The 12,850-nt window shown below is 71.3% G+C and carries 10 protein-coding genes; 6 read left to right on the top strand and 4 right to left on the bottom strand.

The window, feature by feature from the left end; translation table 11 throughout:
• Positions 1–46: 46 nt before the first annotated feature.
• Both EDD40_RS11405 and EDD40_RS11400 read left to right on the top strand, forming a co-directional pair.
• Positions 47–1,189, top strand: coding sequence for a sensor histidine kinase (locus EDD40_RS11405; RefSeq protein WP_211348149.1), 1,143 nt, complete (start codon positions 47–49; stop codon positions 1,187–1,189).
• Positions 1,186–1,866 (top strand): response regulator, encoded by a 681-nt coding sequence (locus EDD40_RS11400; protein ID WP_123742875.1) that lies wholly within the window; start codon positions 1,186–1,188, stop codon positions 1,864–1,866. The genes EDD40_RS11405 and EDD40_RS11400 overlap by 4 nt, the downstream gene beginning before the upstream one ends.
• Here the strand turns inward: EDD40_RS11400 and EDD40_RS11395 are convergent.
• From EDD40_RS11395 to EDD40_RS11385, 3 genes are all read right to left on the bottom strand, one after another.
• Entirely contained in the window at positions 1,835–3,241 is a 1,407-nt protein-coding gene (locus EDD40_RS11395) for a sensor histidine kinase (RefSeq protein ID WP_246037607.1), read from the bottom strand. The genes EDD40_RS11400 and EDD40_RS11395 overlap by 32 nt on opposite strands.
• Positions 3,238–3,915 (bottom strand): response regulator transcription factor, encoded by a 678-nt coding sequence (locus tag EDD40_RS11390; protein WP_123742874.1) that lies wholly within the window; start codon positions 3,913–3,915, stop codon positions 3,238–3,240. Before EDD40_RS11390 ends, EDD40_RS11395 begins: the two co-directional genes overlap by 4 nt.
• A gap of 217 nt (positions 3,916–4,132) precedes the next feature.
• A complete protein-coding gene (locus tag EDD40_RS11385; RefSeq protein WP_123742873.1) occupies positions 4,133–5,158 on the bottom strand; it encodes a LacI family DNA-binding transcriptional regulator in 1,026 nt (341 codons plus the stop codon).
• A 383-nt stretch (positions 5,159–5,541) separates the two neighbouring features.
• Here EDD40_RS11385 and EDD40_RS11380 point away from each other — a divergent pair, with 383 nt between their 5' ends.
• The 4 genes from EDD40_RS11380 (at position 5,542) to arfA (ending at position 10,261) form a co-directional block, all read left to right on the top strand.
• Positions 5,542–6,855, top strand: a complete 1,314-nt coding sequence (locus EDD40_RS11380) for an ABC transporter substrate-binding protein (protein ID WP_170185029.1) — start codon at positions 5,542–5,544, stop codon at positions 6,853–6,855.
• A 67-nt stretch (positions 6,856–6,922) separates the two neighbouring features.
• Positions 6,923–7,885, top strand: coding sequence for a carbohydrate ABC transporter permease (locus EDD40_RS11375; RefSeq protein ID WP_246037606.1), 963 nt, complete (start codon positions 6,923–6,925; stop codon positions 7,883–7,885).
• Entirely contained in the window at positions 7,882–8,748 is an 867-nt protein-coding gene (locus EDD40_RS11370) for a carbohydrate ABC transporter permease (protein ID WP_123742871.1), read from the top strand. Before EDD40_RS11375 ends, EDD40_RS11370 begins: the two co-directional genes overlap by 4 nt.
• A gap of 7 nt (positions 8,749–8,755) precedes the next feature.
• A complete protein-coding gene (gene arfA / locus EDD40_RS11365) occupies positions 8,756–10,261 on the top strand; it encodes an arabinosylfuranosidase ArfA (protein WP_123742870.1) in 1,506 nt (501 codons plus the stop codon).
• A 169-nt stretch (positions 10,262–10,430) separates the two neighbouring features.
• Here arfA and EDD40_RS11360 read toward each other — a convergent pair whose 3' ends face one another.
• The gene (locus EDD40_RS11360; protein WP_123742869.1) at positions 10,431–12,821 is read right to left on the bottom strand and encodes an ATP-binding cassette domain-containing protein; all 2,391 of its coding nucleotides are present in this window, start codon (positions 12,819–12,821) and stop codon (positions 10,431–10,433) included.
• Between the last annotated feature and the right edge of the window lie 29 nt (positions 12,822–12,850).

Genomic DNA, 12,850 nt, shown 5'->3' with positions numbered 1-12,850 from the left:
ACCTGCGGTGACGCGTCGGACCAGGTCGACGACGAGAATGGTCCGGGTGAGCGAAGAGGGGTGGGGCCGGCGGTCGGCCGACGGCCCGCACGTGCCGGTGGCCGCCGTGGTGGCGCTGGGTGCGGCCGCGGTGGGCGAGGCGGTGGCGCGGGCGGTGACCGGCGGCGCGGACCCGCGGCTCGTGCTGGTGCTCGGGGTGCTGGCGCTGGGGACCACCGCGCCGGCGGCGTTCCTGCGCCCGCTGCCCGCCGCGGTCGCGGTGTCGGTGGCGGGCGTGCTGTCGCTCGGGCTGTTCCACGGCCTCACGGTGGCGGGGCTCGGCGCGCAGCTGGTCGTGCTGCACCGGCTGGGCCGGGTGGGCGGCCAGGTCCCGGCGACCTGCCTGGCCGCGCCGTACCCGGTGCTGGCCCTCGTGCGCGACGCGGACGCGGTGACCGTCCTGGCGGCGTCGTCGGCACTGGCGGCGGCGTGGGTCGGGGTCGCCCAGTGGGCGCGCGGCGAGGCGCTGGTGCACCGGGCCGCCCGCCAAGCCGTGGCCGGGAGCCTGCTGGAGCACACCGCCCGGGGTGAACGGGCCCGGATCGCCCGCGAGCTGCACGACGTCGTGGCGCACCACATCTCGATGATCGCGGTGCAGGCGGAGACGGCCCGGCTGACCACGCCCGGCATGCCCGCCGCCGGCGCGCAGCGGCTGTCGGAGATCGGCGACACCGCGCGGGCCGGGCTGACCGAGATGCGGCGGCTGCTGGGCGTGCTGCGGGAGGACGTGCCGGCGGACGTCGCGGACCGGCACCCGCAGCCGGGGCTGCCGCAGCTCAACGACCTGATCGACGACGCGCGCGACACGTCCGGCGCGGGCGCGCGGCTCATCGTCTCCGGCACGCCCGCCGAGCTGGACCCCGGCGTGGAACTGGCCGCGTACCGGATCGTCCAGGAAGCCCTCACCAACGCGCGGCGGCACGCGCCCGGCGCGGCGGTCGACGTGGAGCTGCACTACACCGAGGAGGCGTTGCGGTTGCGCATCAGGGACAACGGGCCGGGCCCACGTGCCGCGTCACCGCCCGGCGGGCACGGGCTGACCGGGATGCGGGAACGGGCGGCGGCCGTCGGCGGCCGGTTGCGCACGGGCACGACCGCCGTGGGCGGGTTCCTCGTCGAGGCCAGCCTCCCGGCGGGGGCGGCCGGGTGAGCACCGTCCGGATCGTGGTCGCCGACGACCACCAGGTGATCCGCACCGGGTACGCCGCGCTGCTCGACACGCAGGCCGACTTCACCGTCGTCGGCACGGCGTCCGACGGCGGCGAGGCGGTGCGGGTCTGCCGGGAGCTGTCGCCCGACGTGGTGCTGATGGACGTGCGGATGCCGGGCGTGGACGGCATCGAAGCCACCCGCCGGCTCGCGGACGGGCCGAGGGTGCTGATCCTGACCACGTTCGACCTGGACGAGTACGTCTACGACGCGTTGCGCGCGGGCGCCAGCGGGTTCCTGCTCAAGGACGTGACGGCGGAGCGGCTGTTCGACGCGGTGCGGGTCGTCGCGGCCGGCGAGGCGCTGCTGGCGCCGACCGTCACCCGGCGCCTGATCGGCGAGTTCACCCGCCTGCGGCCGGAGCCCGTCACGCCCGCCTCCGCCGTGTCCACCCTCACGCCGCGGGAGACCCAGGTGCTGCGGCTGATCGCGGAGGGCCTGTCGAACACGGAGGTGGCGGCCCGGCTGGTGGTGACGGAGGAGACGGTGAAGACGCACGTGAGCCGGGTGCTGAACAAGCTCGGCCTGCGCGACCGCACCCAGGCGGTGGTCGCGGCCTACGAATCGGGCCTGGTCGTCCCGGGGGTTAGGCCGGGTCGAGCGGCAGGACGGCGGTGAAGCGGGCGCCGTCGTGGTCCGGCGCGTCGGACACGTCGAGCGTGCCGCGGTGGAGCCGGGCGATCCGGCGCGCGATGGGCAGGCCGAGGCCCGCGCCACCGGTCTCCCTGGTGCGGGCGTCGTCCAGGCGCGTGAAGCGCTCGAAGACGCGTTCGCGGTCCTCGGGCGGGATGCCGGGGCCGTCGTCCACCACGTCGAGCAGCGCGACCTGGTCCACCACCGCCAGCCGGACGGCGATCCGGGTGCCGGCGTGCCGCTCGGCGTTGTCCAGCAGGTTGCCGAGCAGCCGGGCCAGCAGGGCCCGGCTGCCGCGCACGTGGACGGGCCGGTCGGCCACTTCGGTCGTCACGGCGTGGCGGGAGCGGTGGCGGTCGGTTTCCGCGCGCACCAGCCCGGCCAGGTCGACCGGTTCGGTCGAGGCGGTGGCGGGCGCGTGGTCGAGCCGGGCGAGCGTCAGCAAATCGTCGGCCAGGTGTTGCAGGCGGAAGGTGTCCTGGAGGGCGCCGTCCACCACGGCCCGCCAACCGGTCAGGTCCGGGTGGGCGTGCGCGATCTCCAGCTCGGCCCGCAACGCCGCGATCGGGCTGCGCAGCTCGTGCGACGCGTCGGCGACGAAGCGCCGGTTCTCCTCCACGGCCGCCTGCAACCGGTCCAGCGTGGTGTTCACCGTGCCGGCCAGGCGGGCGATCTCGTTGCGCGTGCCCGGCACGGGCACCCGGCGGGACAGGTCGTGCCCGGTGATGTCGGCGACCTCCCGCCGGATGGCCTCGACCGGCCGCAGCACCCGGCCCGTGGCGAACCACACCACGAACGCGAACAGGCCGGTGAGCAGCAGCGCGCCGCCGACCAGGCCCAGCACCCGGCCGTTCAGCGTCGCCTGCGCCGCGACCAGGTCGTCCCGCCACCACTGGGACAGGCCCGCCGCGGGTCTGCTCGGGCTCGTCTCGCCGGTGTCGGTCAGCTGCCGGGCGTCGATGGCGAGCGGATCGGTGAACGGCCACAGCGACAGCTGCGGTATCTCCGCCGCGGAGCTGTACCGCGCCTCGTAGAACACGACCCGGTCGGTGTCCGCGAGGCCCGGGACGGAGTGGTCCCCGATCCGCTTCGAGGTGATCGCGATCTCGTGCTCGCCGACCGCGCACTCCTCGCCCAGCGACACCGTGCCGGAGGTCCGCCGGTTCGCCGCGCCCGAGGCGTCGGCGCTGAGCGAGCCGGACAGGCAGATGACGGTGATCTTGTTCGCCGCGGTGTCGAACCGCATCGCCTGGTCGCGCAGGAACACCGAGGCCACGGCGGCAATCCCGAGCAGCGGCAGCGCGATCACCACCGTCGCCACCACCGTCACGCCGAACCGCAACGACCGGAACCGGCTCACCGGTCGTCACCCCGCACGCAGTACCCGACACCCCGGACGGTGGTGATGCTGCGCCGTCCGAACGGCGCGTCGACCTTGCGCCGCAGGGTGGAGACGTAGACCTCGACCAGGTTCGGGTCCGGGTCGTGCGCCGAGTCCCACACGCCCTGGATGATCTCGGTCTTGGTGACCACCTGGTCGCGGTGGCGCACCAGGAACTCCAGCACCGCGAACTCCCTGGCGGTCAACGGGATCGGCACGCCGCGGCGGCGGCAGGCGCGCAGCGCCGGGTCCAGCTCGAGGTCGCCCGCGCGCAGCACGGTCGGCCGCGCCACCCCGCCGCGACGGACGAGCGCGCGCAGCCGGGCCACCAGGACGACGTAGGAGAACGGCTTGGTCAGGTAGTCGTCCGCACCGGTGTCGAGGCCCTCGGCCTCGTCGAGCTCGCCGTCCTTGGCCGTGAGCATGAGGATCGGCGTCCACACACCGGTCGCGCGCAGCCGCTCGCACACGCGGTAGCCGTTCAGGGACGGTAGCATCACGTCGAGCACGATCACCTCGTAGGCGTGCTCGGCGGCCCGCCACAGCCCGTCGCGGCCGTCGTGCTCCAGGTCGACCGCGAATCCTTCCGCGGTGAGGCCGCGGCTGAGCAGTTCGGCCAATCGCCGGTCGTCCTCGACCACCAGTACCCGCATGGCCGCAACTATGCCGTGACCCGCCCGGCGGCACCTGAAGTCCGCTTCAGGTTCCTTCAGGACGGTTTCAGGCGCCCTGTGCCATAGTCGGGCCACCGCATCCGGCCAGGAGCCACGAACCTGCCGGTCCCGCGAGAGTCGTACGTTCGCGTCGCGCGTGTCCTACGTTCCGGACGCGCGTGTCCTACGTTCGGAACAGGCGAGTTGAACGTTCAGGTCACCGTGGAGCGCGGCCCAGGGTGCTCTGGCGGGCGATCAGCTTGTGCTCGGCGCGCACCTCGACGCCCGGCAACGGCTCGGGGCTGCCGATGCGCGCGAGCAGCCGGTCCACCGCCGTGGTCGCTATGGTCACCTTGTCCGGCGAGATGGTGCTGATCGTCGGGTTGGAGTAACGGCCTTCCTCGATGTCGTCGTACCCGATGAGGGCGATGTCCTCGGGCACGCGCAGGCCGCGTTCCAGCACCTCGTGCAGCGCGCCGAGCGCGACCAGGTCGCTGTAGCAGAACACGGCGTCCGGCGGGTCGGCCCGGTCCAGCAGCAGCCGCATCGCGCCGGAGCCGTCGGCCCGGTTGAACCTCGGGGTGTGGATTATCAACGACTCGTCCACCGGCAACCCGGCCTCGGCGTGGGCCTGCCGGTAGCCGAGCGTGCGCAGCTGCGCCGCCTCCCCGGTCGGGTACGGCTGGTCGCCGATGGCCGCGATCCGCCGCCTGCCCAGGCCGATCAGGTGCGCGGTGGCTTCCCGTGACGCCGCCACGTCGTCGATGCCCACGTGGTCGAACGTGCCGTTGGACGTCCGCTCGCCCAGCACGACCAGCGGCAGCGCGGGGTCGCCGTCGTCCAGGTCCTCCTGCGCCAGCCCGAGCGGGCTGAAGATCATGCCGTCGAACAGCAGCGCCCGCGCCCCGCGCCGGATCAGCTCGCGCTCGTGCGCCGGGTCGCCGTCGGTCTGGTCGATCAGCACGTTGTACCCGCGCTCGCGAGCCCTCGGGATGATCGCCTGCAACAGCTCCGCGAAGTAGGGCGTGTCCAGGTACGGCACGACCACCGCGATCTGCCCGGACCGGCCGTTGGCCAGGTTGCGGGCCAGCACGTTGGGCCGGTAGCCCAGTTCGGCGATGGCACGCTCCACCTTCTCCCGGGTCCGCTCGGTGACCTTGGCGTAGCCGTTGACCACGTTCGAGACCGTCCGCGCGGACACACCCGCGAGCTCTGCTACGTCACGCAGCGTGGCGTCGCGCATCGTTCTCCTCCGTCGGACCGGCGCGGCGGCCTTACCGCTACAGCGCTGCAAAGGAGTGTGCACGCCGGTCCGCGCCGCGACAAGCCCCGACCCGCCGGTGATCCGCAGCGGGTTCAAGTCTCGTTTGGATTAACTTCAGGTGAGGTCTTGCAGCGCGGCAAAACGCCGTACATAGTGCTTTGCAGCGCAGCAAGACCCGGTGCCACGGCGGCGACCACGGTCGGTTCCCCCGAACCCGCCGGCCGTGGCGCGACACCCGGACCACGACCCCGAGGCACCAGACCGCGCCTCGCGGGGTCGCCGCACAGCTTGTACGTCTCGCTCACGCACCGTGATCGCGGTCGCGCATGCACTGACGCATGCCGCGACGGAAAGGCGCACTCATGCTCGGCACCACATGGTTGGCGAAACTCCGAGGGGGGCTCGCCGCCTGCGGCCTGCTCGCCGTGGCCGCGTGCGGCGGGGCCGGCGGCGACGACGGCGGACCCGTGACGGTGTCCGTCTGGGCGTGGTACCCGGAGTTCAAGGGGGTGGTCGAGGCCTTCAACGCCTCGCACCCGGACATCAAGGTCGAGTGGACCAACGTCGGCACCGGACCGGACCAGTACGCCAAGCTCAAGACCGCGTTCACCGCCGGCAAGGGCGCGCCGGACGTGGCGATGGTGGAGTTCCAGCAGATCCCCACGTTCATCATCCTCGACGCCCTGGTCGACATGGGTGAGCACGGCGCCAACGACGACAAGGACCTCTACGCCGAGTGGGCGTGGAAGCAGGCCACCGACGGCGAGAAGGTCTACGCGATCCCGGTCGACGGCGGCCCGATGGCGCTGATGTACCGCAAGGACCTCTTCGACCAGCACGGCATCAAGGTGCCGACCACCTGGGCCGAGTACGGCGAGGCCGCCGCGAAGATCAAGACCGTGGACCCGGACGGGCACGTCGCCAGCTTCGGCAGCGACGGCGGCTGGATCAACGGCCTGATGTGGCAGGCGGGCTGCCGGCCCTACGGCTACTCGCAGGCCACCGCCAAGGACCAGGTGAAGATCAACCTCACCGCGCCGGAGTGCCGGAAGGTCTTCGACTTCTACGGCGACCTGGTCGACAGGGGCCTGATGGCCAAGGACCCGTTCTTCACCGCCGACGCCACCGCCGCGCTGGACTCGGGCAAGTACTGGACCTGGGCCGCGGCCGGCTGGACCCCCGGCTACGTCGCGGGCTCGCTGAAGAACACGGCGGGCAAGTGGGCGGTCGCCCCGATGCCGCAGTGGACCGCGGGCGCCGACGAGCAGGGCGACTGGGGCGGCTCCACGTTCACCGTGACCAAGCAGGCCAAGAACCCGAAGGCGGCCACCACCGTGGCGCGCGAGCTGTTCGGCAAGTCCAAGGCCGCCTGGGACATCGGGTTGAACAAGGCGTTCCTCTACCCGCTGGTCAAGGACGTGGCGGCGGACCCGGCGTTCACCGGCAAGGCCTACGAGTTCTTCAACGGCCAGAAGGTGAACGAGATCTTCGTGCCGGTGTCGGAGAAGCTCGGCGAGTTCCAGTACACGCCGTTCCAGGACTTCGTGTTCGGCGAGCTGAACGACCGCAGCGCCGAGGCCATGTCGGGCAGCAGGCCGTGGAGCACGGTGCTGGAGGAGACGCAGAAGAACGTCGTCGCCTACGCCGAGCAGCAGGGCTTCAAGGTCAGCGAGTAGCGCTCCGGCGGCCCGTCGCGGCGAGCTCGACGCCGCGACGGGCCCTGGCCAAGTCAGGAGGTTCACCGTGACGCGGTCCACGTCGATCGCGGCGCCCGAGGCCGACGACCCGCCGCTCGCGCCGGTCGAGTCCCGCGCGCGGCGCCGGTCGCGCCGGGTCACCGCGCACCCGGTGGCCGGGATGCTGTTCGTCCTGCCGTTCTTCCTCGTCGTCGTCGCGTTCCTGGTGGTGCCGCTGGGCTACGCGTTCTGGCTCAGCCTGTCCAGCCGGAGCCTCGCGCTCGGCACGCGGTTCAGCGGCATCGACAACTACGTGCGCGCGTTCACCGACCCGCTGCTGCTCGACGGCCTGCTGCGGGTCGTCCTCTTCGGACTCGTGCAGATCCCGGTCATGCTCGGCATCGCGCTGGCGGGCGCGCTCGTGCTGGACGCCGTGACCACGAAGTTCGCCCTGGCGTTCCGGCTCATCGCGTTCATGCCCTACGCGGTGCCCGCCGTCGTCGGCGCGCTCATGTGGGGTTTCCTCTACAGCCGCACGTTCGGCCCGTTCGCCGACCTGCCGACGCTGGTCGGCGGCGACCCGATCGACTTCTTCAGCACCTCGCTGCTGCTGGTGTCGCTGGGCAACATCGTGACGTGGGCGTGGACCGGCTACAACATGATCATCCTGTACTCGGCGCTGCAGGGCGTGCCGCGCGAGATGTACGAGGCCGCGGTGATCGACGGCGCCACGCCGGTGCAGGTCGCGCTGCGGGTCAAGGTGCCCGCGATCAAGCAGGCCATCACGCTGGCCGCGATCTTCACCGTCATCGGCACCATGCAGTTCTTCACCGAACCGCAGATCATGGCCCGGTTCGCGCCCCAGATCTCGGCCGGCTACACGCCGAACCTCTACGCCTACAACCAGGCGTTCGCCTACTCGGACTTCCACTACTCCGCCGCGCTGTCCTTCGCGCTCGGCTTCCTGGTGTTCGTCGTGGCCTACGCGTTCGTGATCGTCAACAACCGCAGGCGGGGGAAGCGCGCATGACCCTCGGCAAAACCGACAACCGGCCCAGGCTGAACACCCGGCTCCCGCACCTGCTGATGGGCGTCGGCATCCTGTACTTCCTCGTCCCGCTGCTCTGGGTGCTCGTCGCGGCCACCAAGAGCCAGCCCGACCTGCTCGACAGCCCCGCGCTGTGGTTCGCCGAGGTCAACCTGTTCGAGAACATCGGGCTGCTGTTCCGCGAGGACGACGGCGCCTACGGCAAGTGGCTGGTCAACACCGCGCTGTACTCCGGTCTGAGCGCGGTGGGCGCGACGGTCCTCGCGGCGGCGGCGGGCTACGGCCTGGCCCGGTTCCAGTTCCCGGGCAAGAGGCTGTTCGAGACCGCCCTGCTGGGCATGATCATGGTGCCGGCCACCGCGCTGGTGCTGCCGACGTACCTGATCCTCTCCGAGGTGGAGCTCGTCGACACGATGTGGGCGGTCATCCTGCCGTCGCTGCTCAGCCCGTTCGGCGCATACCTCATCCGGGTGTACGTGGACGAGAGCGTGCCGGTGGAGCTGATCGACGCCGCCCGCATCGACCGGGCGGGCGAGCTGCGCATCTTCTGGCAGATCGCGGTGCCGATGATGCGGCCCGCCCTCGTCACCGTGTTCCTGTTCACCCTCGTCGCGACCTGGAACAACTACTTCCTGCCGCTGGTGATGCTCAGCGACAGCGACCTGTACCCCCTTACCGTGGGTCTGACCACCTGGTTCAACACCGCCCAGCAGGAGGCAGGCACCCGGATGCTGTTCAACCTCGTGGTGACCGGCTCACTGCTGGCCATCGTCCCGCTCATCGTCGCCTTCGTCCTGCTGCAGCGCTTCTGGCGCAGCGGCGCGGCGGCAGGCGCCCTGAAGTAGGAGCACCGTGCTCAACGCCTCTCTTGCCCTCAACCCCGACTACGTCATCGCGCCCGTGCGACGCCGGCTCTTCGGGTCGTTCGTCGAGCACATGGGCCGGTGCGTCTACACCGGCATCTACGAACCCGGCCACCCGACCGCCGACGAGGACGGTTTCCGGGGCGACGTGCTGGAGCTGACCCGTGAGATGGGGGTCGAGCTGGTCCGCTACCCCGGCGGCAACTTCGTCTCCGGCTACCGCTGGGAGGACGGCGTCGGACCCGTCTCGCAGCGGCCCGTGCGCCGCGAGCTGGCTTGGCACAGCCTGGAGACCAACGAGGTCGGCGTCGACGAGTTCGTCCGCTGGGCGCGCAAGGCCGACGTCGAGGTCATGTACGCGGTCAACCTCGGCACGCGCGGCGTCGCCGAGGCGCTCGACGTGCACGAGTACATGAACCACGAAGGCGGCACGCACCTGTCCGACCTGCGCCGCGAGCACGGCTCCGAGAAGCCGCACGGCGTGAAGCTGTGGTGCCTGGGCAACGAGCTGGACGGCCCGTGGCAGCTCGGCCACAAGACCGCGCACGAGTACGGCCGGCTGGCCGCCGAGACGGCCCGCGCGCTGCGGCAGGCCGAGCCGGACCTGGAGCTGGTGGCGTGCGGCAGCTCCAGCTCGTCCATGCCGACGTTCGGCGAGTGGGAGTCCACCGTGCTGGAGCTGGCGTACGACGAGGTGGACCACATCTCGCTGCACGCCTACTACGAGGTGCTCGACGGCGACGTGGACAGCTTCCTGGCCTCCGCCGCCGACATGGACCACTTCATCGACAGCGTGGTGGCCACCGCGGACGCGGTCGGCGCGCGGCTCAAGAGCAAGAAGAAGATCACGCTCTCGTTCGACGAGTGGAACGTCTGGTACATGAAGCGGTTCCAGGCCGAGCCGCGCACGGAGTGGGAGGTCGCGCCGCGGGTCATCGAGGACCAGTACGACGTCACCGACGCCGTGGTCGTCGGCAACCTGCTGATCTCGCTGCTGCGCCACAGCGACCGGGTGGCGGTGGCGTGCCAGGCGCAGCTGGTGAACGTGATCGCGCCAATCCGCAGCGAGCCGGGCGGCCCGGCGTGGCGGCAGACGACGTTCCACCCGTTCGCGCTGACGTCGCGGCTGGCGCGGGGCCAGGTGCTGCGGGTGGAGACGTCGTCGCCGACGTACTCGACCCAGCGCTTCGGTGACGTCCCGGTGGTCGACTCGGTCGCCACGCACGACGAGGAGACCGGTGACACGGTGGTGTTCGTGGTCAACCGGCACCGGTCGGAGCCGGTCGACCTGACGGTGGCGCTGGCCGCGTTCGGCGACGTCGAGGTGGCCGAGGCGTGGACCGTGCACGACCCGGACGGTTCGGCCACCAACACCGAGGACGACCCGGACCGCGTCGTGCCGCGGCCGCAGACCGCCACCATCGCCGACGGCGACCTGCGCGTCGTCCTGCCGCCCGTCTCCTGGACCGCCCTGCGCCTGACCCCCACCACCTGACCCCGAGAGTCCAACGCCCACGCCGCGAGAGTCCAACGTCCGGAGGGGGTGAATTCAACGCTCAGCGCACGGGGCCGAGCGCTGAGCGTTGAATTCGGGGTCCGCGAACGTTGGACTCTCGGGCCCTGGACGTTGGACTCACGAGCCGTGGGGGTTGGACTCTCGGGGGTCAGGGGGTGACGTAGGCGGAGAGGTGTTCGCCGGTCAGGGTGGCGCGCTCGGCGACCAGGTCGGCGGGCGTGCCCTCGAAGACGATCCGGCCGCCGTCGTGGCCCGCGCCGGGACCGAGGTCGATGATCCAGTCGGCGTGCGCCATGACCGCCTGGTGGTGCTCGATGACGATGACCGACTTGCCCGAGTCGACCAGCCGGTCCAGCAGGCCGAGCAGCTGCCGGACGTCGGCCAGGTGCAGGCCGGTGGTCGGCTCGTCGAGGACGTAGACCTCGCCCTTCTCGGCCATCTGCGCGGCCAGCTTCAGCCGCTGCCGCTCACCGCCGGACAACGTGGTCAGCGGCTGCCCCAGCGACAGGTAGCCGAGGCCGACGTCCACCAGCCGGTCGAGGACCTTGTGCGCGGCCGGCACCCGCGCGTCACCCGTCCCGAAGAACGCCTCCGCCTCGACCGCGGACATCGCGAGCACCTCGGCGATGTTCCGCCCGCCCAGCTCGTACTCCAGCACGGACGCCTGGAACCGCTTGCCCTCGCAGTCCTCGCACGTGGTCTCGACGGTCGCCATCACGCCCAGCTCGGTGTAGATGACGCCCGCGCCGTTGCACGTGGGGCAGGCGCCCTCGGAGTTGGAGCTGAACAACGCCGGCTTCACGCCGTTGGCCTTGGCGAACGCCTTGCGGATCGGTTCGAGCAGGCCGGTGTACGTGGCCGGGTTGCTGCGCCGCGAGCCGCGGATCGCGCCCTGGTCGATCACCACCACGCCGTCGCGGCCGGCCACCGAGCCGTGCACCAGCGAGCTCTTGCCGGACCCGGCCACGCCGGTGAGCACGCAGAGCACGCCGAGCGGGATGTCGACGTCCACGTCACGCAGGTTGTGGGTGTCGGCGCCACGCACCTCCAGCGCGCCGGACGGCGTCCGCACCGACGCCTTCAACGACGCCCGGTCGTCCAGGTGCCGCCCGGTGAGGGTGTCACTGGCGCGCAGCCCTTCGACGGTCCCCTCGAACACCACCTCGCCGCCGCCGGTGCCCGCCTTGGGACCGAGGTCGACCACGTGGTCGGCGATCGCGATCACCTCGGGTTTGTGCTCGACCACCAGCACGGTGTTGCCCTTGTCCCGCAACCGGAGCAGCAGCTCGTTCATCCGCTCGATGTCGTGCGGGTGCAGCCCGATGGTGGGTTCGTCGAAGACGTAGGTGACGTCGGTGAGCGACGAGCCGAGGTGGCGGATCATCTTGGTGCGCTGCGCCTCGCCGCCGGACAGCGTGCCGGAGGGCCGGTCGAGCGAGAGGTAGCCGAGCCCGATGTCCACGAACGAGTCGAGCGCCCGCCGCAGCGTCACGAGCAGCGGCGCCACCGACGGCTCGTCGAGGTCGCGCACCCACTGGGCCAGGTCGCTGATCTGCATCTCGCACAGGTCGGCGATGTTCTTGCCCTTGATCTTGGACGCGAGGGCTTCCTCGGCCAGCCGCGTGCCGCCGCACTCGGGACAGGTCGTGAACGTCACCGCCCGCTCCACGAACGCGCGGATGTGCGGCTGCATCGCGTCGACGTCCTTGGACAGGTACGACTTCTGGATCTGCGGGATCAGCCCCGAGTAGGTCAGGTTGACCCCGTCGACCTTGATCTTGGTCGGTTCTTTGTGGAGGAGGTCGTGCAGTTCCTTCTTGGTGTACTTGCGGATCGGCTTGTCCGGGTCGAAGAAGCCGCAACCGCGGTAGATGCGGCCGTACCAGCCGTCCATGCTGTAGCCGGGGATGGTGAGCGCGCCCTCGTTGAGCGACTTGCTGTCGTCGTAGAGCGCGGTCAGGTCGAAGTCGTTGACCGAGCCCATGCCCTCGCAGCGCGGGCACATGCCGCCGAGCCGGTTGAACGTCGCCTTCTCGGCCTTGGTCCTGCCGCCGCGCTCGACCGTGATCGCGCCGCTGGCCTTGACCGACGGCACGTTGAACGCGTAGGCGTTGGGCGGGCCGATGTGCGGCGTGCCGAGCCTGCTGAACAGGATGCGCAGCATGGCGTTGGCGTCGGTGACGGTGCCGACCGTCGAGCGCGGGTTCGCGCCCAGCCGCTCCTGGTCGACGATGATCGCCGTCGTCAGCCCGTCGAGCACGTCGACCTCGGGCCGCGCCAGCGTGGGCATGAAGCCCTGCACGAACGCGCTGTAGGTCTCGTTGATCATCCGCTGCGACTCGGCGGCGATGGTGCCGAACACCAGCGAGCTCTTGCCCGAGCCGGACACGCCGGTGAACACCGTCAGCCGGCGTTTCGGGATCTCGACGCTGATGTCCTTGAGGTTGTTCACGCGCGCGCCCTGCACGCGGATCAGGTCGTGGCGGTCGGCGAGGTGCGGCTCGGGCGACCGCCCGTCCGTCCTGGTGGCCTTGCTCATCGTGTCTCCATCTGGTTGTGCCGGGCGCG

Source organism: Saccharothrix texasensis, assembly GCF_003752005.1.
GTDB lineage: Bacteria > Actinomycetota > Actinomycetes > Mycobacteriales > Pseudonocardiaceae > Actinosynnema > Actinosynnema texasense.
The sequence above is the reverse complement of the archived record's forward strand: the minus strand, read 5'-3'. Positions and strand labels throughout refer to the sequence as shown.